We start from the raw sequence: 26147 nt of genomic DNA on the forward strand, positions 1-26147 counted from the left end.
CTCCCGAAATGCCCCCTGCCGAACGCCAGTGCGCCGGGATCGTCGCCCGCCGCCAGGCCGTTCACGGCTTGATGCCCTTCTCGTCGTAGAACTTCTGCGCGCCCGGATGGAGCGGCACCGGCATGCCGTTCAGCGCGTCCTCGAGCTTGATCGCCTTGGCGGCGGCATGGGCCGCGGCCAGCTCGTCCAGGTGGCCGAACAGCTGGGCGGTCATCTGGTAGGCCAGCTCGTCCGACACGTCGGCATGCGAGACCAGGTAGTTCGGCACCGCCGCGGTGGCGACGTCGGCGTCCTGGCCGTCATAGGTCGCGGCCGGGATGGTGACCGCGTAGAACGGCTGGCCGATCTTCTCCACCAGCGCCGCCTCGATCGGCACCACCGTGATCGGTACCGAGGTGGCGAGGTCGCGGATCGAGGCGACGCCCAGGCCGGCGGACTGCAGGGTCGCGTCGAGCTGGCGGTTCTTCATCAGCTCCACCGATTCGGCGAACGGCAGGTACTCGACCTTCTCCAGGTCGTCATAGGACATCCCGGCGGCCGCCAGCACGGCGCGGGCGTTCAGCTCGGTGCCGGACTTGGGCGCGCCCACCGACAGGCGCTTGCCCTTCAGGTCGGCGATCGAGCTGATCCCGCTCTCCTTGGAGGCGACGACCTGAATGTAGTTGGAATAGATCGCGGCGATGCCGCGCAGCTGGTCGAGCTTCTGCTTGAAGCCGGCCTCCTCGCGGCCGTTCCAGGCGTCGATCAGGCTGTCGCCCAGGGTGAAGGCGATCTCGCCCTTGCCCTGCTGGAGCAGGTTCAGGTTCTCCACCGAGGCCTTGGTGGACTGGGCGGACGTGCGGGCACCTTCGATGTTGTCGCCGTAGGTCTTTGCGAGCGCCACGCCCAGCGGGTAGTAGACCCCGGAGGTCCCGCCGGTGAGCACGGTGACATAGTCGGCGGCCCGGGCGCCCCGGGCGAGCAGGACGGATCCGGCTGCCGCGGTGCCGAGCAGAATGCGCCTTGAAATCATGGGCTTTAGCTCCCGATCCTGGTGACAGGTCGTGTCTGTTCGCCGGTGATGCTTGACCGAACTGGCCCGGCACGTCCATCCGTCGGTGCGAAGATCGGGGGAATCGGGCTTGGAGCCGAAGGAAGCGATGCACACGCTGCCGACCGCGTTGGGCCGTACGGTCTACGCGGAGATCGACGAGGAGGCCGGGCCGGACCCGCTGGGCCAGGCGGCGCGGTGGCTGGCCAGGCTGGAGCCGTGGTTCGGGGGATGCCGCTCGGTGGGTGTCGTCGCCCGGGCCGTCGACGGGACCACGGTCACCGTGGTCTCGGCCGGCCACGAGGCCGACCGGTCGGTGGTCGTGCACCTGGCCTCGCCCCGTCCGGCCGGGGTGGGCCCGCGCTGGAAGATCGAGGGCTCGGCGGCGACGCTGGAAGCCGAAAGCGGCGCGGTTCGCCTGACTGCTCCGGGCGGGGCGCTCGATGCCGCCGGCCTGACGCTGCCGGAAGCGGATGCCGGCCGGGCGATGAAGTTGAACGATGCGCTGGCACGTGCGCTGGCGAGCAAGGAAGTGGAGACGGTCAATGGCTGACAAAGTGCTGCTGGTCACCGGGGGCGGACGCGGGATCGGGGCGGCGATCAGCCGGCTTGCCGCGAAGGATGGCTGGGATGTCGCGATCAACTACGCCGCGCGGCCGGAGCCGGCCGAGGAGGTCGCCGCCGCGGTGCGCGCCGCCGGCCGCAAGGCGGTCACCATCAAGGGCGACGTGTCCGACCATGCCACGGTGGTGCGGATGTTCGACGAGGCGGAACAGGCCCTGAGCAAGCTGACCGGCGTGGTGGTCAATGCCGGCATCATCAACAAGTCGGCGCCGCTGGCGGAGATCCCGGTCGAGGACATCCAGCGGGTGATCGAGGTGGACCTGATGGGCGCCATCTGGACCGCGCGCGAGGCGGTGCGCCGGATGGGCCGCTCCTATGGCGGCCAGGGCGGGGTGATCGTCAACATCTCCTCGATGGCGGCGATCTTCTGCGGCGCCGGCGGCTTTGCGCCCTACGGCATCGCCAAGCTCGGCGTCGACGCCATCACCGAAGGGCTGGGCAAGGACGTGGCCGGCGACGGGATCCGGGTGTGCGGCCTGCGGCCGGGCCTGATCGACACCGACATCCAGAACGACACCGGCATCGAGAACCGGCTGGAGCGGTTCGGCCCGACCGTGCCGATGGGCCGGACCGGCACCGCCGACGAGGTCGCCGAGGCGGCGGTCTGGCTCCTGTCCGAGAAGGCCAGCTACGTCACCGCCACCAGCTTCAACGTGTCCGGCGGCCGCTGAGCGGCCGGCGTCCTTCGGGCGGCCGGGCGGGCCGGCGCATCCTCCGGGATGCCGCCGGTCCGGCCAGGCGGCGGGCGACCGGCGCGCGCGCTCAGCCGAGCGGGTAGTACTCGAACTTCTCGCCCCGGGTCGTGAAGCTGGTGCGCAGGAACCGGCCGTCCTTGTTGTACCAGATCTGGCCGGAGCGGCCGAGCGAGCCGGTCATCTCGTAGCGGATGCCCGGCACCTCGCGCCCGTCGCCCAGATCGACCATCTCCTCGACCCCGCCGGTGGTGGTGGTGTCGATCAGGTCGGTGGTCTGGGTGTCCAGCAGGATGCTCTGGTGGACGATGTTCTGGTTCCAGAACGAGATGTCGGTCATCGTGCCGAGCGGCACCCTCACCCGGCCCTTGGGGCCCTGCACGACCAGCTGGTCGCCATCCGCCTCCATGGTCACGTCGGAGATGTCGCCGCTGTCGACGATCCGCGACTTGCACCGGATCAGGTTGTCGCCCTGCCAGACATCCACCGCGTCCTGCTTGAACGATCCCACGGTGATGAACGCCAGCTTGACCCGGATGTCGATCGCGTTGGTCACCGTGACCCGGTCGCCATCGGGCTTGAAGCTGATGGCATGCCGGCCGACGTCGGTGCCCTTGCGCACCACCTTGAAGGTGATGTCCTCGAAGACTTCGCTGGCCAAGCCGCTGCGCAGCGCGATCAGCGATCCGGCGGCGGCGAGGATGAAGGTTCGGCGTTGCAACATCGACAAGTCTCCGTGGCATCCTTGGGGGACGCCTTAGGATCGGCTGGGAAAGCCCTGGCCGGGCACGCGTCCGCTGGCGCCGCCGTTTCCGACCCGGTATGGCAGCATTTAGCAAGCCGGCCGGCAGGATGACAGGGTCGGACGGACCGGCAGGCCGCCGCCGAAGCGGACCGGTGCAGGGCGGGGGGAGCGATATGGCGCAGGCAGGCGCGGACCGGAAGCTGCGGGTGGTCATGGTCGGGTGCGGCTTCTTCGCCCGCAACCACCTGATGGCATGGCACCATCTCGAGGGCGCCGAACTGGTGGGGGTATGCGACCTGGACAAGTCGCGCGCCGCCGCCTTCGCCGGCCTGATCGCCCAGGCCGGCAACACGCCCCCTGCCGTGTTCGACGATCTCGCCGGGATGCTGGACGCGCTCCGCCCCGACCTGGTCGACGTGGTGACCACCATGGAGAGCCACGAGGCGCTGGTCGGGATCTGCGCGCGCAAGGGGGTCGCGACCATCTGCCAGAAGCCGTTCGCGCCGGACCTGGCCGCGGTCCGCCGCATCGTGGCGCTGGCGGAGCAGGCCGGCATTCCCCTGATGATCCACGAGAACTTCCGCTTCCAGGGACCGATGGTCCAGCTGCGGCAGGCTCTGGACCAGGGGGTGATCGGCACCCCGGTCGCCGCCCGGCTGTCCTGGCGCTGCGGCTTCGACGTGTTCAAGGGTCAGCCCTACCTGGCCAAGGTCGAGCGGCTGGTGCTGCTCGACCTGGTGATCCACCTGTTCGACCTGGCCCGCTTCCTGTTCGGCGACGTGGACCGGATCCTGGCGCGGACCCAGAAGGTCCGGCCGGGCATCGCCGGCGAGGATGGCGCCGTCTGCCTGCTCGAGCATGGCGGAGGGGTGGTCTCGGAGGTGCTGGGCTCCTATCACACCCGGATCGATCCCGATCCGTTTCCCGAGACCCTGATCCGGGTGGACGGCACGAAGGGCCACCTGGAGGTCCGCCAGGGCTACCAGCTGGTGATCCACGGCCCGGACGGCGTCACCCACCGCTCGATCGCGCCGGTGGCCCCCGACTGGGGCGATCCGGTCTGGGCGATGGTCCAGGAAAGCGTCCTGAACACCCAGGCGCATTTCCTCGAGGCAATCCGCACCGGGCAGGAAGCCGCGACCTCGGCGCAGGACAACGAGAAGACCTTCGCGCTGGTGGAGGCGGCCTACCGCTCCTCGGCGGAAGGCCGCTGGGTCGACCTGGCCACCGTCTAGGCGCCTTCCTCCGGCGCGGCTTGCGCCGGGTCGGCCCCCGCCGGATCGTCCGGGCGGAGGCTGCGCCAGTCGGCGCCGGCCGCGACGACGCAGGCCTGGCCGTCGGGCGCCAGGCTCACCATGGTCCAGCTGTCCCGTTCGGCCGAGGCGAACAGCTGGAGCAGATGGCCGTTGGACTGCAGGCCGGCCGAGACCGGCTCCTCCGCATAGGTCTGGCCGAGCTCCGCGCGGATCCGGCGATAGTCGGTGCACGGCAGTTCCGGCAGCGCCGCCGCCGGCGGGGGAGGGGATGACGCCGGGACGGCCGGCGTCCCGCCCGGCAGGACTGAGAGCAGGCCGAGAACGAGCCACTGGAACATGCAAGCCTCCAGGACGCGCAGGCGCGACGGCCCGCCAACGGAAGCGAGCATGCACCCATCCGGTTAAGACGAGGTTAAGGCCGGCGGAGGTCGCGCGGGGCGGGGAAGGGCCCCTGGTCACGGAACGGTAATGGTAGGCGGCTACCCAGCCCTGGAGCGGTTCCAAAGAGCCGGGCACCCATCCAACGCGAGACGATCATGGCCGACAGCACCGACGGCGCACGCAAGTTCCGTACTTCGCTCCTGGAAGACGCGACCGGGGATGGCCACAACCCTACCGCGAACCCGACCATGGGCGAGATCATCGCGCGCCGGTTCGCCCGGCGGGCGATGCTGAAGGGGTCGCTGGCGGTCTCGGCGATCGCCGCCACGGTCGGGCCGGCGGCGCTGCTGGCGGCCGAGGAGGCCAAGGCCGCCGGCACCTCCGCGTTCGTCTTCCCCGAGGTCGAGGCCGGCGTCGATGCCGAACACCACGTGGCCGAGGGCTATGACGCGCAGGTGCTGCTGCGCTGGGGCGACCCGCTGTTCGCCGACGCGCCCGAGTTCGACCCGGCCAACCAGTCGGCCGAGGCGCAGCGCCGGCAGTTCGGCTACAACAACGACTATGTCGGCTTCATCCCGATGCCGGACGCCGAGGATCCGAGCGCGCACGGGCTGCTGGTGGTCAATCACGAGTACACCAACGAGCACCTGATGTTCCCGGGCATCGTCACGATCTCCGGCGGCGAGATCGAGGTGGCGCCCGCCGACCAGAAGCGGGTCGACATCGAGATGGCCGCCCATGGCGGCACCATCGCCGAGATCCGCAAGGTCGACGGCAAGTGGCAGCTGGTCCGCGACGGCCAGTACAACCGCCGGATCACCGCCGACACGCCGATGCTGATCAGCGGCCCGGCCGCCGGCCACGACCGGATGAAGACCAGCGCCGACCCGGAAGGGCGCAACGTGCTGGGCACCCTCAACAACTGCGCCGGCGGGGTGACCCCCTGGGGCACCTACGTGATGGCCGAGGAGAACTTCCACGGCTATTTCGGCGGCGAGCTGCCGGCGGGCCATCCGGAGGCGGCGAACTACGAGCGCATGGGCGTGCCCGAGGGCACCTATGAGTGGTTCAAGTTCTACGACCGCTTCGACGTGTCCAAGGAGCCGAACGAGCCGAACCGGTTCGGCTGGGTGATCGAGGTCGATCCGTTCGACCCGGCCTCCACCCCCAAGAAGCGCACCGCGCTCGGCCGGGTGAAGCATGAGGGCGCCGAATCGATCGTCGCCAAGGGCGGTCAGGTGGTGTTCTACCTCGGCGACGACGAGCGGTTCGATTATATCTACAAGTTCGTCACCAGCGGGACGTACGACCCGGCCGACCGGGCCGCCAACATGGACCTGCTCGACGAGGGCACGCTGTACGTGGCGCGGTTCGATGCCGACGGCAGCATGAACTGGATGCCGCTGGTCCATGGAGAGGGTCCGCTCACGGCCGAGAACGGCTTCGCCAGCCAGGCGGACGTGCTGATCGAGACCCGGCGCGCCGCCGACCTCCTGGGCGCCACCAAGATGGACCGGCCGGAGGACGTCCAGCCGGACGGGCGCACCGGCAAGGTCTATGCGATGCTCACCAACAACACCAAGCGGACTGACGAGCAGGTCGACGCCGCCAACCCGCGCGCCGACAACGCGTTCGGCCACATCATCGAGATCGCCGAAGCCGATGGCGACTTCGCCGCGACGACGGGGAGCTGGGAAGTCCTCCTGAAGTGCGGCGATCCCTCCGTGGCCGAGGTCGGCGCCTCCTTCTCGACCGCCACCACGGAGAACGGCTGGTTCGGGATGCCCGACAACTGCGCGGTCGACTCGGCCGGGCGGCTGTGGGTCACCACCGACGGCAACTCCCCGGACAAGACCGGCCGGACCGACGGCGTCTGGGCGGTCGACACCGAGGGCGACGCCCGGGCGACCTCCAAGCTGTTCTACCGCGTCCCGGTGGGCGCGGAGATGTGCGGCCCGCATTTCACCCCGGACGACCAGACCATGTTCGTGGCGGTCCAGCACCCGGCGGACGGCGGCGACGACTGGGAGGAGTTCGGCCGCCCGTCCTACTACGAAGACCTGTCGACCCGCTGGCCGGACTTCGACCCGGCCATGCCGGTCCGCCCGTCGGTGGTGGTGATCACCAAGCAGGGCGGCGGCAAGATCGCGGTCTGAGCGAGCTGGCCGGGCTGCCGTCCCGACAGGGGACGGCGGCCCGGCCCGGATGAGCCGGGCGGCCACGGCCCGGCCGCCCGGCTCCTTGGTCAGGCGGCGACCGGGACCTGGGGCACCGAGGCGAGCAGCTCGGCCGTGTAGGGATGGTGCGGCGGGGTGAACACCTTCGAGACCGGGCCGTAGTCGACCACCTTGCCCTGGTAGATCACCGCCACGTCGTCGGCGAAGCTGCGCACCAGCGCCAGGTCGTGGCTGATGAACACGAGCGTCAGTTCCCGGTCCCGCTGGATGTCGCGCAGCAACTCCACCACGCTGGCCTGGACCGAGACGTCCAGGGACGCGGTCGGCTCGTCGGCGATGACGATGTCCGGCTCGCTGGCGATGGCCCGCGCGATCGCGATGCGCTGCTTCTGGCCGCCCGAGAGCTGGTAGGGATAGCGGCTGGCGAAGTCGGGCGTCAGCCGGACCGCCGCCAGCAGGCGGTTGACCTCGGCCTTGATGTCGCCCTTGGCCTTGCGCAGCAGCTTGAGCGGCCGGCCGATCGCGTAGCCCACCGTATGGCTGGGATTGAGGGTGGCGTCCGGGTTCTGGAACACCATCTGCAGGCGCGCCAGCACGTCCTTGGGCCTGGCGGTGACGCTGGCGGTGCTCAGCACGTAGCCGTCGGCCAGGGCGACGGTGCCGTCGGGCGTGGTCTCGATGCCCAGCATGATCTTGGCGAAGGTCGACTTGCCGGAGCCGCTCTCGCCGACGATCGCCAGGGTGCGGCCGCGGCTGGCGGCGAAGCTGATCTCGGACAGGGCCTGCACCTTGGTGCCGCCCCCCGATGCCAAGGAGAGGCCGCCGCCCTGGATGTAGGTCTTGGACAGGTCGTGCACGTCCACCGCCGGCGGACCCTCGGGCGCTTCCCGCTCCACGATCGGGTCGCTGAGCTTGGGAATGCTGCCGACCAGGCGCCGCGTGTACTCGTGGCCGGGTGCGGTGAACACCTGGCGGCAGGGGCCCTTCTCGACCAGCTTGCCGCGCAGCATGACGCCCACCTGGTCGCACACGGTGGCGACGGTGCCGAGGTCGTGGCTGATGAACAGCATCGCCAGGCCCAGATTGCGGCGGAGCTCGCCCAGGAGCTCCAGGATGCCGGCCTGGACCCGCACGTCCAGCGCGGTGGTCGGCTCGTCCAGGATCAGCAGCGAGGGGTTGCCCATCAGCGCCATCGCGATCACCACGCGCTGCTGCTGCCCGCCCGAGATCTGGTGCGGATAGCGCCGGCCGATCGTTTCCGGCTCGGGCAGGCGCACGGTGCGGAACGCGTCGATCGCCTTGGCCCGGGCGGCGCGCTCGTCCATGTCCAGGTGGAGCTGCGCCACCTCCATGAGCTGGCGCTCGATCGGGATCACCGGGTTCAGGCTGCTCATCGGCTCCTGGTAGACCATCGCCATCTTGCCGCCGCGCAGCGCCCGGATCTCGCGGTCGGACATGGCGTAGAGATCGTTGCCCTCGAACAGGATCCGCCCCTGCGCGATCCGGCCGTTGCCCGGCAGGTAGCGCATCGCCGCGAACGCCACCGTGGACTTGCCCGAGCCGCTCTCGCCGACCAGCCCGACGCTCTGGCCTGCGTCGATCGACAGGCTGAGATCCTCCACCGCCAGGCTCTCGCCGTTGCGGGTGCGGTACGCGATCGAGACATTCTCGAGCTTCAGGACCGGCTGGGTCATGTCGTTCGGTTTCCTTCTGTTCGTGAAGCCGAGCTTAAGCCTGCTGTTGATGGATGTGAAAGTCGCAGCTTCGATCGGGCAAATCCGAGGGGGCGGGCGGTGCCGCCCCTTGCGTGGAACCGGTTTCCAGCGTCAAGAACAGCCGCGGATGGTCGGCAGTCCCGCCCGGCCGGGAAACGGAAGCACGGAGACCGGCATTGGCGTTGTTGTTCGCGAGCACCGCGGATGATCCGGAACTCTGGCGGAGGGAACTCGGCCGCCGGCTGCCCGGGCTGGAGATCAGGGTCCATCCCGAGATCGGCGATCCGGCGGACATCGACCTGGCGCTGGTCTGGCTGCCGCCGCCGGGCCTGCTCGCATCCCTGCCGAACCTGAAGGCGATCCTGTCGCTGGGTGCCGGCGTCGACGCGATGCTGGACGACCCGACCCTGCCGGCCGACCTGCCGCTCTGCCGCCTGGTCGACCCCTCGCTCACCGCCACGATGAGCGAGTACGTGCTGCTGCACGTGCTGAAGTACCACCGGATGCAGGACCTGTTCGCCCGCGACCAGCGCGAGCGCCGCTGGCAGCTGCGCCTGCCGGCGCCGGCCTCCAGCACCCGGGTCGGCATCCTAGGGCTGGGGGTTCTCGGCACCGATGCCGCCCGGGTCCTGGCCGGCCACGGCTTCAGCCTGCGCGGCTGGTCGCGCAGCCAGAAGCAGCTGGACGGGGTCGCCTGCTTTGCCGGGCCGGCGCAGCTGCCGGCGTTCCTGGCGCAGACCGACATCCTGGTCTGCCTGCTGCCGCTCACCGCCGAGACAACGGGCATCCTCGACCGGGACCTGTTCGCCCGGCTGCCCAAGGGCGCCCGGCTGGTCCATGTCGGCCGTGGCGCCCAGCTGGTCGAGGAGGATCTCCTGGACGCGCTGGACCGGGGCCAGCTCGGCGGGGCCACGGTCGACGTGTTCGTGCAGGAGCCGCTGCCGCCGGAGCATCCCTTCTGGGCGCATCCGGCGATCGACATCACCCCCCATGCCGCCAGCTACAGCGATCCCGCGGTCGGCGCGGACGTTATTGCCGAAAACATCCGGCGCTTTTTCGATGGCCGGCCGTTGCAGCACGTGGTGGATCGTGCACGCGGCTACTGATGCCGCCGGAGAAGGGCAGATGACGTCCAGGATCGTGACGATCGCGCAGAGCAAGGGCGGGGCGGGCAAGACCACGCTCGCGGTCCAGCTCGCCACGGCGATGCTCGCCGCCGGCGAGGAGGTCTGCGTCATCGACGTCGACCCCCAGGGCAGCCTCAGCCGCTGGTTCGAGGAACGGCAGCGCCGGCGCGACCCGGCCGACCGGCTGGCCCTGGTCAAGACCGGCGGCTGGCGGCTGGGCGTGGAGCTCGGCCGGGTGGTGCGCGACTTCTCCACCGTGGTGGTCGATACCCCGCCCCATGCCGGCACCGAACTGAAGGCCACGATCCGCGAGGCGTCGCTGGTCCTGGTACCCTGCCAGCCCAGCCCGTTGGACGTGTGGGCCAGCCGGCCGACCCTGGAGATCGCCGCCAAGGAAGGGCGGCCGATCCGCTTTTTGATGAACCGGGTGCCGCCGCGCGGCCGCTCGATCGAGGAGGCGCAGGGGGCCTTGGCGCAGCTGGGCGCCGTGCCACTTGAGGCGGTACTCGGCAACCGCCAGAGCTATGTCGCCGCCATGGCGCGGGGCCTGGGCGTGCTCGAGCATGAACCGCGCGGCACGGCGGCCCAGGAGGTCGCCCAGCTGTGCCGGGAAGTCACCAGCATCACACGATCGGGCGGCGCCCGAACGGCTTGAACGATCGACGGAAGGAAACCTCGCATGTCGGCACCACCTAGCGGCAAGGGTGAGCCCGTCGATCGCAAGCAGCAGCTGGTCGACTGGATCGCCTCGGGCGAGAAGCCGGCCGAAGCCTGGCGGATCGGCACCGAGCACGAGAAGTTCGTGTTCCGGCGCGCCGACCTGTCGCCGGTGCCGTTCGACGGCCCGGACGGGATCGCCGCGGTCCTGGAGGGGCTGGCCGGCCGGTTCGGCTGGGAGCGCCTGGTCGAGGACGGCAAGGTGGTCGCCCTGACCCGCAACGGCTGCAACATCACCCTGGAGCCTGGCGGGCAGCTCGAGCTGTCCGGGGCGCCGCTGCGCACCATCCACGAGACCTGCGCCGAGGTGGCCGGGCATCTGGAGGAGTGCCGCTCGGTGGCCGAGCCGCTCGGGCTGGGCATGCTGGGGGTGGGCTTCCAGCCGCTCTGGCCGCGCGCGGCGATCCCCTGGATGCCCAAGGGCCGCTACGCGATCATGCGCCGCTACATGCAGCGCCAGGGCACGCTCGGCCTGGACATGATGCTGCGCACCTGCACCGTCCAGGTGAACCTGGACTATGCCGACGAAGCCGACATGGTGAAGAAGCTGCGGGTGTCGCTGGCCCTGCAGCCGCTGGCCACCGCCCTGTTCGCCAACTCGCCCTTCTCCGAGGGCACGCCCAACGGCTTCAAGAGCTACCGGGCCCATGTCTGGACCGACACCGACGCGGACCGCACCGGCATCCCGGCCTTCGTGTTCGAGGACGGGATGAGCTACGAGCGCTGGGTCGACTATGCGCTCGATACGCCCATGTACTTCGTCTACCGGGACGGCGCCTATCTGGACGTGGCGGGCCGCTCGTTCCGCGACTTCCTGAAGGGCGAGCTGCCGGAACTGCCGGGCGAGAAGCCGACCTTGAGCGACTGGTCGGACCATGTCACCACGCTGTTCCCCGAGGTGCGGCTGAAGAAGTACCTGGAGATGCGCGGCGCCGATTGCGGGGCGTCCGACCAGCTCTGCGGCCTGCCGGCGCTGTGGGTCGGGCTGCTCTACGACCAGACCTCGCTGGATGCCGCCTGGGACCTGGTGCGCGACTGGAGCGTCGCGGAGATGGAGGAATTGCGCGGCGCGGTGCCGAAGCTGGGCCTGCAGGCGCCGTTCCGGGACGGCACCGTCCAGGACCTGGCGCGGCGGGTGCTGGCCATCGCCGAGCATGGCCTGAAGGCGCGCGGCCGGCTGGACTGGATCGGCACCAGCGAGGAGAGCTATCTTTCGGACCTGCACGAGACCGCGGCCAGCGGCGTCACCCCGGCCGACCGCAAGCTGCGGCTCTATCACGGCCGCTGGAACGGCTCGGTCCGGCCGATGTTCGGCGAATACGCCTTCTGAAACCGCAAGGGGCCGGGCATCCTGATCGATGCCCGGCCCCTTCTGGATCTCACGAAGCTCCGCCCATGACGAACAAGGGCGGCCCGCCCGGGACCGCCCTTGTTCGAATCAGGCTCTCGTCGCGAACGAGGCTCAGCCCTCGGCGTTGCTGCCCTTGGGCGTGATCACCTGGCGGCCGCGATACATGCCGGTCTTCAGGTCGACATGATGCGGACGACGATATTCGCCGGTGACCTTGTCCTCGATGATGGTCGGCACGGACAAGGCGTCATGCGCCCGGCGCATGTCGCGGCGCGACTTGGAAACTTTCTTTTTCGGAACGGCCATACTCGTCACCCTAGCACGACGGCGCCTTCGTCAGGCGCGCAAAACTGCGACCGGGACGGCGGCCGACCCGGGGAAGGCCGCTTGATAGGAGCGGGCCTGGGGGAAAGTCAAGGGAAACGGCCCGGCGCCTTTCCGGCCGGTGGGTCCGAGCCTATGATCCCGGTTGTCCGTTCCGTCAACGCCGCGAGTGTTCCGCCCATGGCTGTTTCCCCGATCCCGTTTGTCGACCTGGCCGCGCAGCGCCGGCGCCTGGAGGGGCGCATCGAGGCGGCGGTGCAGCGGGTGGTGGCAGGCGGCGCCTACATCATGGGGCCGGAGGTGGCGGAGCTGGAGCGCCGGATGGGCGAGCACAGCGGGGTGAAGCACGTGGTGAGCTGCGCCAACGGCACCCAGGCTTTGGAACTGGTGCTGCGCGCCTGGGGGATCGGGCCGGGCGACGCCGTGTTCGTGCCGGCCTTCACCTTCGCCGCCACCGGCGAGGCGCCGGCCTGGCTGGGCGCCACCCCGGTCTTCTGCGACGTCGAGGAGCAGACCTTCAACCTGGACCCGGCCAGCCTGGAGGTCGCGATCGGCCATGCGGAGCGGCAGGGGCTGCGGCCGCGGGCGGTGATCCCGGTCGACCTGTTCGGGGTGCCGGCCGACTACCAGGCTATCCATGCCATCGCCCGGCGCCATGGCCTGTTGGTGCTGCAGGACGCGGCGCAAAGCTATGGTGCCATGCGCGATGGCCGGCGCGCCGGGGGGCATGCCCTGGCCGGCGCCACCAGCTTCTACCCGGCCAAGCCGCTGGGATGCTACGGCGATGGCGGGGCGATGCTCACCGACGACGACGAGCTGGCGGCAAAGCTGCGCTCCCTGCGCTTCCACGGCATGGGCGGCGGCGGCCAGTACGACAATGTCCAGGTCGGCACCACCGGCCGGCTCGACACCATCCAGGCTGCCATCCTGCTGGAGAAGCTGGCGATCCTGGACGAGGAGCAGGCGGCCCGGCAGCGTGTGGCCGACCGCTACGAGCAGGGCCTCTCCAATCTGGCGGCGACGCCGCGCGTCCCGGAAGGGGTGGCCTCGGCCTGGGCGCAGTACACGCTGCGCATCTCCGACCGGGACGCGGTCAAGGCGGAACTGGCGGAGGCCGGCATCCCGACCATGGTCTATTATCCCAAGGCGCTGGCGGACCAGGCGGCCTTCGCGGGCGCGCTGACCAGCCCCGGCGGGCTGGAGGTCAGCCGCCGTCTGACCGGCGAGGTACTGTCCCTGCCGATCCATCCCTATCTGGACGAGGCGGCGCAGGACCGGGTGGTGGACGCGGTGCGCACCGCGCTGCTGAAGCGCGCCGGCTGAGGCCGCATCTGGCTGTCACGTATCTGCGTCGGGTTGGTCTTGGATTTTTCGCAAAAGGTTGTTGACGGTTTCACTGGTTGGTCCTAGAACCCGGCTCACGAAGCGCGGCGGGGTGCTGGGCGGCGGGGATGGCCTGCTGCCTGGTGGTTTAGCCGGGTTTTGGTGAAGATTTCGGCCTGGTCTGTTGGGATTGGGTGGCGGCCTGGAAGGGCTGCCCGATGGTCGTCTGGTTGAGGCTGGGCGGTGGTCGGCGGGTTGTTGTTTGACATCGTTGGTTGGTGGAGCGCTTTTTAGAAAAAGCGTTTTGGAGGGATGTGCGGGCGGCGTCCTCTGGTCTGGCTGACTTTGGTTGGCTGGCTGGGTGGGGATGATCGTCTGGTACATCTTGGTGTTCATTGGAAACTTCTTCGGAGGTTCTGATGGGTACCTTGCGTATGCCTAGATGGTCAGCGATCAAGCTGAGAGTTTGATCCTGGCTCAGAACGAACGCTGGCGGCGCGCCTAACACATGCAAGTCGGACGCACTCGCAAGAGTGAGTGGCGGACGGGTGAGTAACACGTGGGAACCTGCCCTGGGGTCTGGGATAGCTGCGGGAAACTGCAGGTAACACCGGATACGCACGGGAGTGGAAAGTTCACGCCCTGGGATGGGCCCGCGTCGGATTAGGTAGTTGGTGGGGTAACGGCCTACCAAGCCTGCGATCCGTAACCGGTCTGAGAGGATGATCGGTCACACTGGGACTGAGACACGGCCCAGACTCCTACGGGAGGCAGCAGTGGGGAATCTTGGACAATGGGGGCAACCCTGATCCAGCGACGCCGCGTGGGTGATGAAGGCCTTCGGGTCGTAAAGCCCTTTTGCCGGGGAAGATGATGACGGTACCCGGAGAAGAAGCACCGGCTAACTCTGTGCCAGCAGCCGCGGTAAGACAGAGGGTGCTAGCGTTGTTCGGAATTACTGGGCGTAAAGGGCGCGTAGGCGGCTCGTTTAGTCGGGTGTGAAATCCCGGGGCTCAACCCCGGAACTGCATTCGATACTGGCGGGCTTGAGACCGAGAGAGGTGGGNGGAATACCCAGTGTAGAGGTGAAATTCGTAGATATTGGGTGGAACACCGGTGGCGAAGGCGGCTCACTGGCTCGGATCTGACGCTGAGGCGCGAAAGCGTGGGGAGCAAACAGGATTAGATACCCTGGTAGTCCACGCCCTAAACGATGTGTGCTAGATGTCGGGGGACTTGTCTCTCGGTGTCGGAGTTAACGTTTTAAGCACACCGCCTGGGGAGTACGGCCGCAAGGTTAAAACTCAAAGGAATTGACGGGGGCCCGCACAAGCGGTGGAGCATGTGGTTTAATTCGACGCAACGCGCAGAACCTTACCAACTCTTGACATGGCCGTTAAAGCTGCTGAGAGGCAGTGTCCCGCAAGGGGGCGGTTACAGGTGCTGCATGGCTGTCGTCAGCTCGTGTCGTGAGATGTTGGGTTAAGTCCCGCAACGAGCGCAACCCTTGTCCGTAGTTGCCATCAGGTTGGGCTGGGCACTCTACGGGGACTGCCGGTGACAAGCCGGAGGAAGGTGGGGATGACGTCAAGTCCTCATGGCCCTTACGAGTTGGGCTACACACGTGCTACAATGGTGGTGACAGAGGGCAGCCAGGTCGCGAGGCCGAGCAAATCCCTAAAAGCCATCTCAGTTCGGATTGCACTCTGCAACTCGAGTGCATGAAGGTGGAATCGCTAGTAATCGCGGATCAGCACGCCGCGGTGAATACGTTCCCGGGCCTTGTACACACCGCCCGTCACACCATGGGAGTTGGTTCGACCTTAAGCCGGTGAGCTAACCTCGCAAGAGGGGGCAGCCGACCACGGTCGGGTCAGCGACTGGGGTGAAGTCGTAACAAGGTAGCCGTAGGGGAACCTGCGGCTGGATCACCTCCTTTCTGGACCCTCGATGTCGGGCATCTCACGGACTGCCCGGGGTCGCTGAGGTCGATACAGCCGGCGCAAGTCGGCAAAGCAAAGTCCCATGCGGAAGTTCGCTTCTGCGGGGCGCCGTCCGCACATCCCTCCAGATGAAGACAATCCTGAGTTCGGGCCCGTAGCTCAGTCGGTTAGAGCGCACCCCTGATAAGGGTGAGGTCGGCCGTTCGAATCGGCCCGGGCCCACCATTCCCCGCCAGGCGACTGGCGGTGGATGGACAGGATGTCTTCATGCGCGACGGATGAAGTGCTCCATGACCGGATCATGGCCCCTTGGGGCCTGGTCCTGATGGTCGTTCCCGGGCGTTGGCCCGGCGGACGTTCTGTTTATCATCGTATGGTGTTGTGTTTGATGACTGTGTGACCGCTCGGACGGTCGGTGCAGGTGGAATAGCCTGTTCCGGTGGTTCGAGTTTGGGACGCACGGGATGCTCAATCAAACTCCCGATCGCAAGCGATCGGGGGGTGTGGAAGAACTTGCCGGTCGTCTCTCACGACCGGTGGGGCTCTGCCGCAGCGAAGGGCACGTGATCTTGTCAGGCTCGAGGATCTGAAGCTGTTGGTTGGATCCGGTGCAAACCGGGCTCAAGCAGGCCGAAGGCCGATAGCCCAGCAAGAAGACAACACGGGTCGGTCGCTGTTGTGGGGTGGAGAAGAGGTAATCAAGGGCATCTGGTGGATGCCTTGGCGTCGAGAGGCGATGAAGGACGTGGCACGCTGCGATAAGTCTGGGGAAGGTGCGAGCAACCGTTGATCCCAGAATCTCCGAATGGGGAAACCCACCGCACGTGTGCGGTATCCGTCACTGAATCCATAGGTGGCGGAAGCGAACCCGGGGAACTGAAACATCTAAGTACCCGGAGGAAAGGACATCAACCGAGACTCCGTTAGTAGTGGCGAGCGAACGCGGATCAGGCCAGTGGCCTGTTGGAACGAACCGGAAGCGCATGGAATGGCGCGCCATAGCGGGTGACAGCCCCGTACGGGTAGAGCTTCCAACAGGTCCTCGAGTAGGGCGGGGCACGTGAAACCCTGTCCGAACATGGGGGGACCACCCTCCAAGCCTAAGTACTCCTCGACGACCGATAGTGAACCAGTACCGTGAGGGAAAGGTGAAAAGCACCCCGACAAGGGGGGTGAAACAGAACCTGAAACCGGATGCCTACAAGCAGTCGGAGCCTGACCATGTTCTTCGGGACATGGGGTGGGTGACGGCGTACCTTTTGTATAATGGGTCAGCGAGTTATCGTCGCCAGCAAGCTTAAGCCGATAGGCGAAGGCGCAGCGAAAGCGAGTCTGAACAGGGCGCTTTAGTTGGCGGCGGTAGACCCGAAACCGGGGTGATCTAGCCATGGGCAGGTTGAAGACAGGGTGACACCTGTTGGAGGACCGAACTCACGTCTGTTGAAAAAGACGGAGATGACCTGTGGTTAGGGGTGAAAGGCCAATCAAACCCGGAGATAGCTGGTTCTCCGCGAAAGCTATTGAGGTAGCGCGTCACGTGATTGCCTTCGGGGGTAGAGCACTGGATGGGCTAGGGGGGAGCAATCCTTACCAAACCTAACCAAACTCCGAATACCGAAGTGTCCAGCGTGGCAGACAGGCGGCGGGTGCTAAGGTCCGTCGCCAAGAGGGAAACAGCCCAGATCGCCGGCTAAGGTCCCCAAGTCGTGGCTAAGTGGAAAAGGATGTGGGAAGGCCACAACAACCAGGAGGTTGGCTTAGAAGCAGCCATCCTTTAAAGAAAGCGTAACAGCTCACTGGTCTAATAGCCGTCCTGCGCCGAAAATGTAACGGGGCTCAAGCCACGCACCGAAGCCGCGGGCTCGTACTTGTACGAGCGGTAGCGGAGCGTTCCCTAGGCCTGTGAAGGTCGATCGTGAGGTCGGCTGGAGGTATGGGAAGTGCGAATGCTGACATGAGTAGCGACAAGGAGTGTGAGAGACACTCCCGCCGAAAGTCCAAGGGTTCCTGCGCAAGGCTAATCCGCGCAGGGTGAGCCGGCCCCTAAGGCGAGGCCGAAAGGCGTAGTCGATGGGAACGGGGTGAACATTCCCCGGCCTGTGGGTAGTGACGGCGGCCGTAAGTTGTACCTCCTTAACGGATTGGAGGTGCCGCGAAGGACGTCCAGGAAACAGCTCCCACGTATAGACCGTACCCGAAACCGACACAGGTGGACTGGTTGAGCATACCGAGGCGTTTGAGAGAACGGTATCGAAGGAACTCGGCAAATTGCCCTCGTAACTTCGGGAGAAGAGGGCCCCGTTGGCAGGCAACTGTTGGCGGGGGGCACAAGCCAGGGGGTGGCGACTGTTTACTAAAAACACAGGGCTCTGCGAACTCGAAAGAGGACGTATAGGGTCTGACGCCTGCCCGGTGCCGGAAGGTTAAGAGGAGGGGTGAGAGCTCCGAATCGAAGCCCCGGTAAACGGCGGCCGTAACTATAACGGTCCTAAGGTAGCGAAATTCCTTGTCGGGTAAGTTCCGACCTGCACGAATGGCGTAACGACTTCCCCACTGTCTCCGATACCGGCTCAGCGAAATTGAATTCCCCGTGAAGATGCGGGGTACCCGCGGTCAGACGGAAAGACCCCGTGCACCTTTACTGCAGCTTTGCGCTGGCATTAGGCGAAACATGTGTAGGATAGGTGGGAGCCTTTGAAGTTCCGGCGCCAGCCGGGATGGAGGCGTCCTTGAAATACCACCCTTGGTTCGCTTGATGTCTAACCCAGGTCCGTGATCCGGATCGGGGACACCGCATGGTGGGCAGTTTGACTGGGGCGGTCGCCTCCCAAAGTGTAACGGAGGCGCGCGAAGGTAGGCTCAGGCTGGTCGGAAACCAGCCGTTGCGTGCAAGGGCACAAGCCTGCTTGACTGCGAGAGCGACGGCTCGAGCAGAGACGAAAGTCGGCCCTAGTGATCCGGTGGTCCCGCGTGGAAGGGCCATCGCTCAACGGATAAAAGGTACGCCGGGGATAACAGGCTAATCACTCCCAAGAGTCCCCATCGACGGAGTGGTTTGGCACCTCGATGTCGGCTCATCACATCCTGGGGCTGAAGCAGGTCCCAAGGGTTCGGCTGTTCGCCGATTAAAGTGGTACGTGAGCTGGGTTTAGAACGTCGTGAGACAGTTCGGTCCCTATCTGCCGTGGGTGTTGGAGACGTGAAAGGATCCGTCCTTAGTACGAGAGGACCGGGATGGACAGACCTCTGGTGGGCCGGTCGTGGCGCCAGCCGCGCAGCCGGGTAGCTAAGTCTGGACGGGATAACCGCTGAAAGCATCTAAGCGGGAAACCCACCTTGAAACAACGTCTCCCTATCAGGGCCGTGGCAGACCACCACGTCGATAGGTCGGAAGTGGAAGTGCAGCAATGCATGCAGCTTACCGATACTAATCGCCCGATCGGCCTCATCTCCCCCCACACCAGCGATCGACCCGTGCAAGACACCGGACGATCCAGCATCCCAAAACGTCCCAATCACACAGTCACCGTACTTGCCGCAAGAAAAGCTTCCCTGGCTCAAGTAGGCCGAACGGCCGATAGACAGGGAAGCCGGCGCGCCAACGGCGCGCCACCAGGCAAGATCGCGACGTCACGCCGACCCGGTGGTCACAGCGAGGGTGCCACACCCGATCCCATCCCGAACTCGGCCGTGAAACCCCTCAGCGCCCATGATACTGTGTCTTAAGGCACGGGAAAGTCGGTCGCCGCCGGGTCAGCGTGACGCCGCCAACAACACAACACCAGCGAGACTTCCCTCGACGCGGGGTGGAGCAGCCCGGTAGCTCGTCAGGCTCATAACCTGAAGGTCAGAGGTTCAAATCCTCTCCCCGCATCCAAATCCACAAACCACATATCACCAGCGCTGACAGATGCCCCCAGCCAGCACAGGCTCCGGGGGCCGCATTGCGTTGCACAGAAACCAACACACCACTCACCCCGGCAAACGTCGCAACGCACCCATCCAGTGATGGCCGCCGTCGGACGGACCGGTGGGCTGGATCCGGCCGCCTGAACGGCCTTGGCTGATGGCGTCCAGTTCCACGGCATCAGCTTGTCGAACCCGTGGGCGGGGTGGGCAGCGAGACGATCGAGGACATCCGCCAACCAGGCCTGCGGATCGACGCCGTTGAGCCTGGCGGTGCTGATCAGGCTGTGATGACCGCGGCACACTCGCCAACCAATGGCGATGAAATCGGCGGTGCCGAAGACATCGTCGTCAGCTGCCAGGAAGGTATCGGGGCGATCGTGATCGGCGTTCGCGGGTTCCTGGGGATCGGCGACCGCCCGGTGGCCATCCCCTTCGATCAGGTTATCCTGGATCAGGCCGCGCGCCGGCTGGCGGGCGATCCCTATCGGTTTCGGGGCGTCGCCAGCGTGTCGAGGCGATCGAGGGAGACCGTTGCGCGGAATGGAACCCGAGGGCGTGACACATCCTCTCCAAGGAGTTCGATCCACGTCGTCCGGGGCTGGGCGGCCGGGCCCTGGCTCATGCGGACGGGGCAGTTACCTGGAGATCACCATGACTCATGCGCCGGAGCATCAAGCTGCGTCGAACCCATCCACAGGCGGCCCCATGTCCGACAGCCATGATCTGCACCTGCTCGATGCCTACTGGCGTGCGGCCAACTATCTCTCGGTCGGGCAGATCTACCTGCTGGACAACCCGCTCCTGCGCGAGCCCCTGGCAGCGGAGCACGTCAAGCCCAGGCTGCTTGGCCATTGGGGAACCACGCCTGGGCTGAACTTCATCTATGCCCATCTGAACCGGCTGATCCGCAGCCGCGACCTCGACATGCTCTATATCTGCGGGCCCGGCCATGGCGGTCCGGGCATGGTGGCGAACACCTACCTGGAAGGCAGCTACAGCGAGATCTACCCGGACATCACGCGGGACGCGGAGGGAATGCGAAAGCTGTTCCGGCAGTTCTCCTTTCCGGGCGGGATCCCCAGCCATGCCGCACCGGAAACGCCGGGCTCGATCCATGAAGGCGGCGAGCTTGGATATGCCCTGGCGCATGCCTGCGGTGCCGCCCTGGACAACCCGGACCTGACGGTCGCCTGCGTGATCGGGGACGGCGAGGCGGAAACCGGAGCGTTGGCAGCGTCATGGCATTCCAACAAGTTCCTGCACCCGGTCCATGACGGCACGGTGCTGCCGATCCTGCATCTGAACGGCTACAAGATCGCCAATCCCACCGTGTTGTCGCGGCTGGACGACGAGGAACTCCGGCATCTGTTCATGGGCTATGGCTACCAGCCCTTCTTCGTCGAGGGCGAGGACCCGATGACGATGCATCGGGCCATGGCCGACACGTTGGACAGGGTGGCCGACCGGATTGCCGCGATCCGGGCCGAGGCGCGAGGGCAGGAGCGGCCCGCACGCCCGCGCTGGCCGATGATCGTGCTGCGAAGCCCGAAGGGCTGGACGGGGCCCAAGGAGGTCGAGGGCAAGAAGGTCGAAGGGTTCTGGCGCGCCCATCAGGTACCGCTCTCGAAGGTGCGCGAGGACGAGGGCCATCTGCGCCTTCTGGAAGAGTGGATGAAGAGCTACCGGCCGGACGAACTGTTCGACCCGGAGGGCAGGCTGCGTCCGGAACTGGCGGCGCTGGCGCCACGAGGCAGCAAGCGGATGGGGACCATCCCCCATGCCAATGGCGGCCTGTTGCGCCACGAACTGCGCCAGCCGGCGCTTGAGGATCATGCGCTGGACGTGGCCAGCCCCGGGGAGCCTACGGGCGAAGCCACTCGGGTGCTGGGGGCATATCTGCGCGACGTGATCCGGCTGAACGAGGATCGTCGCAACTTCCGGCTGATGGGGCCGGACGAGACCAGCTCGAACCGCCTGGACGCGGTGTTCGAGGCCACCGAGCGGCAATGGATGGAACCGATCCTGCCCGAGGACGTCCACCTGGCGCCGCAGGGGCGGGTGATGGAGATCCTGAGCGAACATCTCTGCCAGGGCTGGCTGGAGGGCTACCTGCTCACCGGCCGGCACGGGATGTTCTCCTGCTACGAGGCGTTCATCCACATCGTCGATTCGATGTTCAACCAGCATGCCAAGTGGCTGAAGGTTTCCCGCGAGTTGGACTGGCGACGGCCGATCTCGTCGCTGAACTATCTGCTGACATCCCATGTCTGGCGGCAGGACCATAACGGGTTCAGCCATCAGGATCCGGGGTTCGTGGACCTCGTGGCCAACAAGAAGGCCGACGTCGTGCGGATCTATTTCCCGCCCGATGCCAACTCGCTGCTGGTGGTGGCCGACCATTGCCTGGGCACCTACGACCGGATCAACGTGATCGTCGCCGGCAAGCAGCCGGCGCCGCAATGGCTGTCGCTCGAGGAGGCGCGCAGGCACTGCAAGGCCGGGGCGGGGATCTGGCACTGGGCCAGCAACGATCAGGATGGCGCCTCACCGGATGTGGTGATGGCCTGTGCCGGCGACGTGCCGACGATCGAGACGATCGCCGCGGTCGACCTGCTGCGCCGGCACCTGCCCGAGCTGCGGATCCGGGTGGTCAACGTGGTGGATCTCATGACCCTCCAGTCCGACGACATGCATCCCCACGGCTTTCCCGACCGGGCCTTCGACGCGCTGTTCACACCCGACAGGCCGGTAATCTTCGCCTATCATGGCTATCCCTACCTGATCCACCGGCTCACCTATCGCCGCGCGAACCACGCCAACATCCATGTCCATGGCTATCAGGAGGAGGGCACCACGACGACGCCGTTCGACATGGTGGTCCTGAACAAGCTGGACCGCTTCCATCTGGCGATCGCGGCGATCGACCGGATCCCGCACCTGCGCGAGCGCGCCGCGCATGTCCGGCAGGCGCTGCGTGACCGCCTGATCGAGCACCACGACTATATCCGCCGCCACGGGGAGGACATGCCGGAGATCAAGGAATGGCGGTGGTCCAGCCACCATGAATCCGCTCCTTCCTGAGGCGCCCGGAATGGTTCCGGCAGGCTCGGCCACCGCCATGCTCCCCGTCGATCCTCCGGCGGAGGAACTGCGCAGCCTGGGGGCGGTGCTGGAGCGGCTGGAGCGCGCTGCGCGACGGCAGGACGAGGTCTCGGTCGCGGACCTGCAGGCCGCGATCGGCAAGCGGTCGTTTGGCCCCCTCCTGCTCGTGCCGGGCTTGGTGGTGCTGTCGCCACTTTCGGGGATCCCGACCCTGCCGACCTTTGCCGCCGGCATCCTGCTGCTGATCGCGGTGCAGATCCTGGGAGGGCGCACGTCGATCTGGCTGCCTGGCCGCCTGGCGAGGCGCACCCTCCCGCGCCACGGCCTCCTGAAGGCGCTGGCCATCCTGGAACCGGGCGCGCGGGTGGCGGACAGGTTCGTCAAGCCGCGCCTGCGGATCCTCACCGGCTTCTGGGGCATCAAGGCAGTGGCGCTGGTCTGCCTGCTGATCGCCGTCACCATGCCGCCCCTGGAGATCCTGCCGTTCATCAATTCCGGGGCAGGGCTGGTGATCGTGATCTTCGCGCTGGGGATCACCGCCCATGACGGGATCCTGGTGCTCGCGGGCCTCGTGATCACGCTGGCGGTGCTGGTCGCCGGCGGGACGATCCTGGGGTGATCGGACACCGCCCGTGGTGAAGGCACCGGGGCCGGCCTGGGCGGTTGCTTCTCCGCCAAGCAACCACAGGGGAGAGCATCCCATGTCGTCCGCGCACCCGGTCACCAGCCACGACGAGATCCGCCAATGGGCCGACCAGCATGGCGGACGCCCTGCCATGGTCGATACAGAAGGCGAGGGGGGCATCCTGCGCCTGGATTTCCAGGAGAAGGACGAGAACCTCAAGGAGATCTCCTGGGAGGAGTTCTTCAAGATCTTCGAGGAACGCAAGCTCGCCCTGCTCTTGCCCGAAGGCCAGAAGAGCCGGTTCAACAAGTTCGTTTCGCGCTCCTGAGGCCGGCCAAGCACCATCCTCGCGCTGGAATGGCCAGACCTTCGGACCTAGGCTCGCGGACGCCCCGGGGCTCCGTTGGCCGGGGCTGCAGGAGGGAAACGCGTGATGGTTCGTATCTTGATGGCGACGGCCGCCATCGCTTCGATGGCGCCGGTCGCAGTCTCGGCGGCCGAGCCGAAGCTGGCGCCCAAGGCCCTGGTCATCACGATGTTCGGCGCGGAGGCGCAGCCCTGGCTGGATGGAGCCGGCTTCACCCAGGAAGTGAAGGTTCCCGGCCTGTTTGCCGAGTACCCGGTTGTCGCCTGCAACGAGGCGGGCTTATGCCAGATGACCACCGGGATGGGCTTCGCCAATGCGGCGAGCTCCGTCTCGGCGGTGGTCTATAGCGAACGGTTCGACCTCACCGAAACCTATGTCCTGGTTGCCGGGATCGCCGGGGTAGATCCCGGCCAGGGCACGCTCGGTTCGGCCCATTGGGCGCGGTTCGCCGTCGATGGCGGGCTGCGCCACGAAATCGACCCTCGGCAGATCCCGGAAGGATGGGCATCGGGGGTCGTTGCCCTTGGCGCGGCCGGTCCGGGAGAGGCGGCGAAGTGGCAGGCGGGAACCGAGGTCTACCGCCTCGACGAGAAGCTGCTGCAAAAGGCCCTGGCGCTGAGCCAGGACACCGAGCTTCTGGACAGCGATGAGGCGGCAGCCTACCGCCAGGCCTATCAGGGCGCCGGCTCGAAGCCGCCGGCGGTGAGCATCTGCGACACGCTCTCCAGCGATACCTACTGGCACGGCAGCAGGATTGCCGAGGCGATGGACGTCTTCGTCAATGTCGCGACCAAGGGCGAGGGCGACTACTGCACGACGCAGATGGAGGACAACGCGACCCTGACGGCGCTCAAGCGCGGCTCCGATGCAGGGCTGCTGGACTTTGGCCGCGTGGCCGTCCTGCGCACCGCCTCCAATTTCGACCGGGAAGCGCCGGATCAGACCGCCAGCGCATCGCTCGGCGCCACCTCCGGCGGCTTCCCGCTGGCCACCGCCAATGCCTATCGGGTCGGCAGCAAGCTCACCGATGCTATCCTGGCGGACTGGGAGAACTGGAAGGACGGCGTGCCGCAGGACTGAGGGGGCGGCCTGCCCGGGATTTGATTTCGGTACAGCAGCTCAGCCCGGCTGGAGGCGGCGCAGTTCCGCTTCCAGCGCTGCAATCCTTGCATCCCGCCTCGCCAGAACCGCTTCGACATCGGCTGCCTCGAAGCGCTGCGGGATATGCTGAGGGCAGTTGCGGTCCCAGGCTTCGACCTCGAACAGCACGACCTGCTCCGGTCTGGCAGGATAGTCTTCGGGCAGGAGGCGCCTGATCAGGTCGGCATCATCCTCCACCACCCGGGCGTTGCCCCAGATCTTGACCCGGCGGCGATGGGTATAGTCGATCAGGAACAGGTAGGCCTTCGGGTTCTCCTCGAGGTTGCCCTGGGTGATGTACTGGCGGTTGCCGACCAGGTCGGTGAAGGCCAGGGTGCGCTCGTCCAGCACCCGCAGGAAGCCGGGCGGACCGCCGCGGTGCTGGATGTAGGGCTGCCCTGCGGCATTCGCCGTGGCCAGAAACACGCTGCGCTGGGCCTGGATGAACCCGGCAAGCTCCGGGGTGATCCGGGTGGCCCAGGAGCCGCCCGCCTCCATGCGGGCATAGGAGGTGCGCGAGCCCTTGCGGGCCTGGATCGCCTTGACGGTGGGGGTGAAGGCAATGTCGCTGGATGGAGAGTTCATTGGCCGGCTCCCTCAGGCTTGGGCATGAAGAGAAGCTAGGGGCTTCCACTCCAAGGAGGCAGGGGGCAGGATCGGGAGCCATCCTCCCATCTGGTGAGAGGTTGAAGTGGATCGGCTGGCGGCCATGGCGATCCTGCTGGCGGTCGAGGAAGCCGGCAGCCTGTCCGCGGGCGCTCGCCGCCTGGGCATGCCGCTTGCCACGGTGAGCCGGCGGATCGCCGAATTGGAGGGCCATCTTGGTGTCCGGTTGTTCCTGCGCTCCAGCCGGCGGATCGTCCTCACCGAGCCGGGGCGGGCCTACGTGCTTGCCTGCCGGCGGATCCTGGAGGACGTGGCCGAGGCGGAGCGGGCGGCTTCCGGCGAGTATGTCGCTCCCAAGGGCGAACTGGTCATCACCGCGCCGGCGGTGTTCGGTCGCCTGCACGTGCTGCCGGTGGTGACAGCGTTCCTGCGTTCTTTCCCCGACGTCGACATCCGCCTCGTGCTGGCCGATCAGCTGGTCGACCTGGTTCAGGATCCGATCGATCTGGCGGTGCGGATCGCCGCCCTGCCGGACAGCAGCCTGGTGGCGGTCCGGCTCGGCGCCATACGGCGGATCGTCTGCGCCAGTCCCCTCTACCTGCGCGATCGGGGCCGGCCGGGAAGGCCCCAGGAGCTGGCAGCGCATGACTGCATCACCTTCGAGGGCCTGGGGACCAGCCATGCCTGGAGCTTCCCGGGCCTGCCGCCGGTGCCGCTGCGGGTCCGGCTCGCGGTCAATTCGGCCGAGGCGGCCATCGAGGCGGCGCAGGCGGGCCTGGGCCTGACCCGTGTCCTCGCCTACCAGGCCCGGCAGGCTGTCCAGGCGGGAGACCTGGAGGTGCTGCTGGAGCAGTTCGAGCCCGAGGCGGTACCGGTGCAGCTGGTTCATCGGGGCGGGAGGGTCCTGCCGCTCAAGCTGCGGGCCTTTCTGGACTTCGCCACGCCGCGTCTCCGGGCCGGCCTGGGTGCGGCTCGGGGAGGAACGGGTTGAGC

The 26147-nt window shown here is 67.1% G+C and carries 20 protein-coding genes, 2 tRNA genes, 3 rRNA genes and 1 pseudogene; 19 read left to right on the forward strand and 7 right to left on the reverse strand.

Features of this window, described 5'->3' with window-relative positions; genetic code table 11:
* Positions 1–61: 61 nt before the first annotated feature.
* Positions 62–1012, reverse strand: a complete 951-nt coding sequence (locus tag GEMRO_RS0117600; protein ID WP_027135061.1) for a TAXI family TRAP transporter solute-binding subunit — start codon at positions 1010–1012, stop codon at positions 62–64.
* Between the two features lie 109 nt (positions 1013–1121).
* Between GEMRO_RS0117600 and GEMRO_RS0117605 the strand changes: the two genes are divergently transcribed.
* Positions 1122–1583, forward strand: coding sequence for a hypothetical protein (locus GEMRO_RS0117605; protein ID WP_027135062.1), 462 nt, complete (start codon positions 1122–1124; stop codon positions 1581–1583).
* Positions 1576–2325 carry an SDR family oxidoreductase gene (locus tag GEMRO_RS0117610; protein WP_027135063.1) on the forward strand — a complete coding sequence of 250 codons (750 nt, stop codon included), beginning with the start codon at positions 1576–1578 and terminating at the stop codon, positions 2323–2325. Before GEMRO_RS0117605 ends, GEMRO_RS0117610 begins: the two co-directional genes overlap by 8 nt.
* A 91-nt stretch (positions 2326–2416) precedes the next feature.
* On the opposite strand, the gene GEMRO_RS0117615 is transcribed toward GEMRO_RS0117610, so the two are convergent.
* Positions 2417–3070, reverse strand: a complete 654-nt coding sequence (locus tag GEMRO_RS0117615; protein WP_027135064.1) for a DUF6134 family protein — start codon at positions 3068–3070, stop codon at positions 2417–2419.
* A gap of 194 nt (positions 3071–3264) precedes the next feature.
* On the opposite strand from GEMRO_RS0117615, the gene GEMRO_RS0117620 reads away from it, so the two are divergent.
* Positions 3265–4326: a Gfo/Idh/MocA family protein gene (locus GEMRO_RS0117620; protein WP_035485536.1), complete on the forward strand. Its 1062-nt coding sequence runs from the start codon at positions 3265–3267 to the stop codon at positions 4324–4326.
* On the opposite strand, the gene GEMRO_RS30290 is transcribed toward GEMRO_RS0117620, so the two are convergent.
* Positions 4323–4736 carry a hypothetical protein gene (locus GEMRO_RS30290; RefSeq protein ID WP_035485537.1) on the reverse strand — a complete coding sequence of 138 codons (414 nt, stop codon included), beginning with the start codon at positions 4734–4736 and terminating at the stop codon, positions 4323–4325. The genes GEMRO_RS0117620 and GEMRO_RS30290 overlap by 4 nt on opposite strands.
* A gap of 147 nt (positions 4737–4883) precedes the next feature.
* Between GEMRO_RS30290 and GEMRO_RS0117630 the strand changes: the two genes are divergently transcribed.
* A complete protein-coding gene (locus GEMRO_RS0117630; protein WP_027135066.1) occupies positions 4884–6884 on the forward strand; it encodes a PhoX family protein in 2001 nt (666 codons plus the stop codon).
* Between the two features lie 89 nt (positions 6885–6973).
* Here GEMRO_RS0117630 and GEMRO_RS0117635 read toward each other — a convergent pair whose 3' ends face one another.
* Complete coding sequence (locus GEMRO_RS0117635; protein ID WP_027135067.1) at positions 6974–8599, reverse strand: dipeptide ABC transporter ATP-binding protein; 1626 nt, start codon at positions 8597–8599, stop codon at positions 6974–6976.
* Positions 8600–8796: 197 nt separating this feature from the next.
* Between GEMRO_RS0117635 and GEMRO_RS0117640 the strand changes: the two genes are divergently transcribed.
* From GEMRO_RS0117640 to GEMRO_RS0117650, 3 genes are read left to right on the forward strand one after another with little or no spacing between them, the layout of a single operon-like run.
* On the forward strand, positions 8797–9726 hold the full coding sequence (locus GEMRO_RS0117640) for a 2-hydroxyacid dehydrogenase (RefSeq protein WP_027135068.1): 930 nt from the start codon (positions 8797–8799) through the stop codon (positions 9724–9726).
* Between the two features lie 19 nt (positions 9727–9745).
* Complete coding sequence (gene parA, locus GEMRO_RS0117645; RefSeq protein ID WP_027135069.1) at positions 9746–10402, forward strand: ParA family partition ATPase; 657 nt, start codon at positions 9746–9748, stop codon at positions 10400–10402.
* Positions 10403–10426: 24 nt separating this feature from the next.
* The gene (locus GEMRO_RS0117650) at positions 10427–11794 is read left to right on the forward strand and encodes a glutamate--cysteine ligase (protein ID WP_027135070.1); all 1368 of its coding nucleotides are present in this window, start codon (positions 10427–10429) and stop codon (positions 11792–11794) included.
* A gap of 132 nt (positions 11795–11926) precedes the next feature.
* Here the strand turns inward: GEMRO_RS0117650 and rpmF are convergent, their stop codons facing one another.
* On the reverse strand, positions 11927–12121 hold the full coding sequence (rpmF, locus tag GEMRO_RS0117655) for a 50S ribosomal protein L32 (protein ID WP_027135071.1): 195 nt from the start codon (positions 12119–12121) through the stop codon (positions 11927–11929).
* A 198-nt stretch (positions 12122–12319) separates the two neighbouring features.
* On the opposite strand from rpmF, the gene GEMRO_RS0117660 reads away from it, so the two are divergent.
* The 6 genes from GEMRO_RS0117660 to GEMRO_RS0117685 all read left to right on the forward strand — a co-directional run bounded on the left by GEMRO_RS0117660 (position 12320) and on the right by GEMRO_RS0117685 (position 19282).
* Positions 12320–13462 (forward strand): DegT/DnrJ/EryC1/StrS family aminotransferase, encoded by a 1143-nt coding sequence (locus tag GEMRO_RS0117660; protein ID WP_035485540.1) that lies wholly within the window; start codon positions 12320–12322, stop codon positions 13460–13462.
* A 454-nt stretch (positions 13463–13916) separates the two neighbouring features.
* A 16S ribosomal RNA gene (locus GEMRO_RS0117665) occupies positions 13917–15401 on the forward strand.
* Positions 15402–15553: 152 nt separating this feature from the next.
* Positions 15554–15630, forward strand: a tRNA-Ile gene (locus tag GEMRO_RS0117670).
* A 463-nt stretch (positions 15631–16093) separates the two neighbouring features.
* A 23S ribosomal RNA gene (locus GEMRO_RS0117675) occupies positions 16094–18857 on the forward strand.
* Between the two features lie 187 nt (positions 18858–19044).
* Positions 19045–19159, forward strand: a 5S ribosomal RNA gene (gene rrf / locus GEMRO_RS0117680).
* Together the 16S, 23S and 5S rRNA genes with 2 tRNA genes alongside form the textbook arrangement of a ribosomal RNA operon.
* A 46-nt stretch (positions 19160–19205) precedes the next feature.
* Positions 19206–19282, forward strand: a tRNA-Met gene (locus GEMRO_RS0117685).
* 178 nt (positions 19283–19460) lie between these two features.
* Here GEMRO_RS0117685 and GEMRO_RS35360 read toward each other — a convergent pair.
* Positions 19461–19601: pseudogene (locus GEMRO_RS35360) on the reverse strand (transposase domain-containing protein); the annotation flags it as partial.
* Between GEMRO_RS35360 and GEMRO_RS36005 the strand changes: the two are divergent.
* The 5 genes from GEMRO_RS36005 (at position 19602) to GEMRO_RS0117705 (ending at position 24488) form a co-directional block, all read left to right on the forward strand.
* Positions 19602–20036 (forward strand): PRC-barrel domain-containing protein, encoded by a 435-nt coding sequence (locus tag GEMRO_RS36005; RefSeq protein WP_407645435.1) that lies wholly within the window; start codon positions 19602–19604, stop codon positions 20034–20036.
* Complete coding sequence (locus tag GEMRO_RS0117690; RefSeq protein WP_205625018.1) at positions 20020–22395, forward strand: phosphoketolase family protein; 2376 nt, start codon at positions 20020–20022, stop codon at positions 22393–22395. The genes GEMRO_RS36005 and GEMRO_RS0117690 overlap by 17 nt, the downstream gene beginning before the upstream one ends.
* A 37-nt stretch (positions 22396–22432) precedes the next feature.
* A complete protein-coding gene (locus GEMRO_RS0117695; RefSeq protein ID WP_027135074.1) occupies positions 22433–23035 on the forward strand; it encodes an exopolysaccharide biosynthesis protein in 603 nt (200 codons plus the stop codon).
* A gap of 82 nt (positions 23036–23117) precedes the next feature.
* Positions 23118–23369, forward strand: coding sequence for a hypothetical protein (locus tag GEMRO_RS0117700; RefSeq protein ID WP_027135075.1), 252 nt, complete (start codon positions 23118–23120; stop codon positions 23367–23369).
* Positions 23370–23489: 120 nt separating this feature from the next.
* Positions 23490–24488 (forward strand): purine-nucleoside phosphorylase, encoded by a 999-nt coding sequence (locus GEMRO_RS0117705; RefSeq protein WP_407645436.1) that lies wholly within the window; start codon positions 23490–23492, stop codon positions 24486–24488.
* 39 nt (positions 24489–24527) lie between these two features.
* Here the strand turns inward: GEMRO_RS0117705 and GEMRO_RS0117710 are convergent, their stop codons facing one another.
* Positions 24528–25133, reverse strand: coding sequence for a pyridoxamine 5'-phosphate oxidase family protein (locus GEMRO_RS0117710; protein WP_027135077.1), 606 nt, complete (start codon positions 25131–25133; stop codon positions 24528–24530).
* 106 nt (positions 25134–25239) lie between these two features.
* Here GEMRO_RS0117710 and GEMRO_RS0117715 point away from each other — a divergent pair, with 106 nt between their 5' ends.
* Complete coding sequence (locus tag GEMRO_RS0117715; protein ID WP_027135078.1) at positions 25240–26145, forward strand: LysR family transcriptional regulator; 906 nt, start codon at positions 25240–25242, stop codon at positions 26143–26145.
* Positions 26146–26147 lie beyond the last annotated feature (2 nt).

Origin of the sequence: Geminicoccus roseus DSM 18922 (assembly GCF_000427665.1) — a bacterium.
Lineage (GTDB): Bacteria > Pseudomonadota > Alphaproteobacteria > Geminicoccales > Geminicoccaceae > Geminicoccus > Geminicoccus roseus.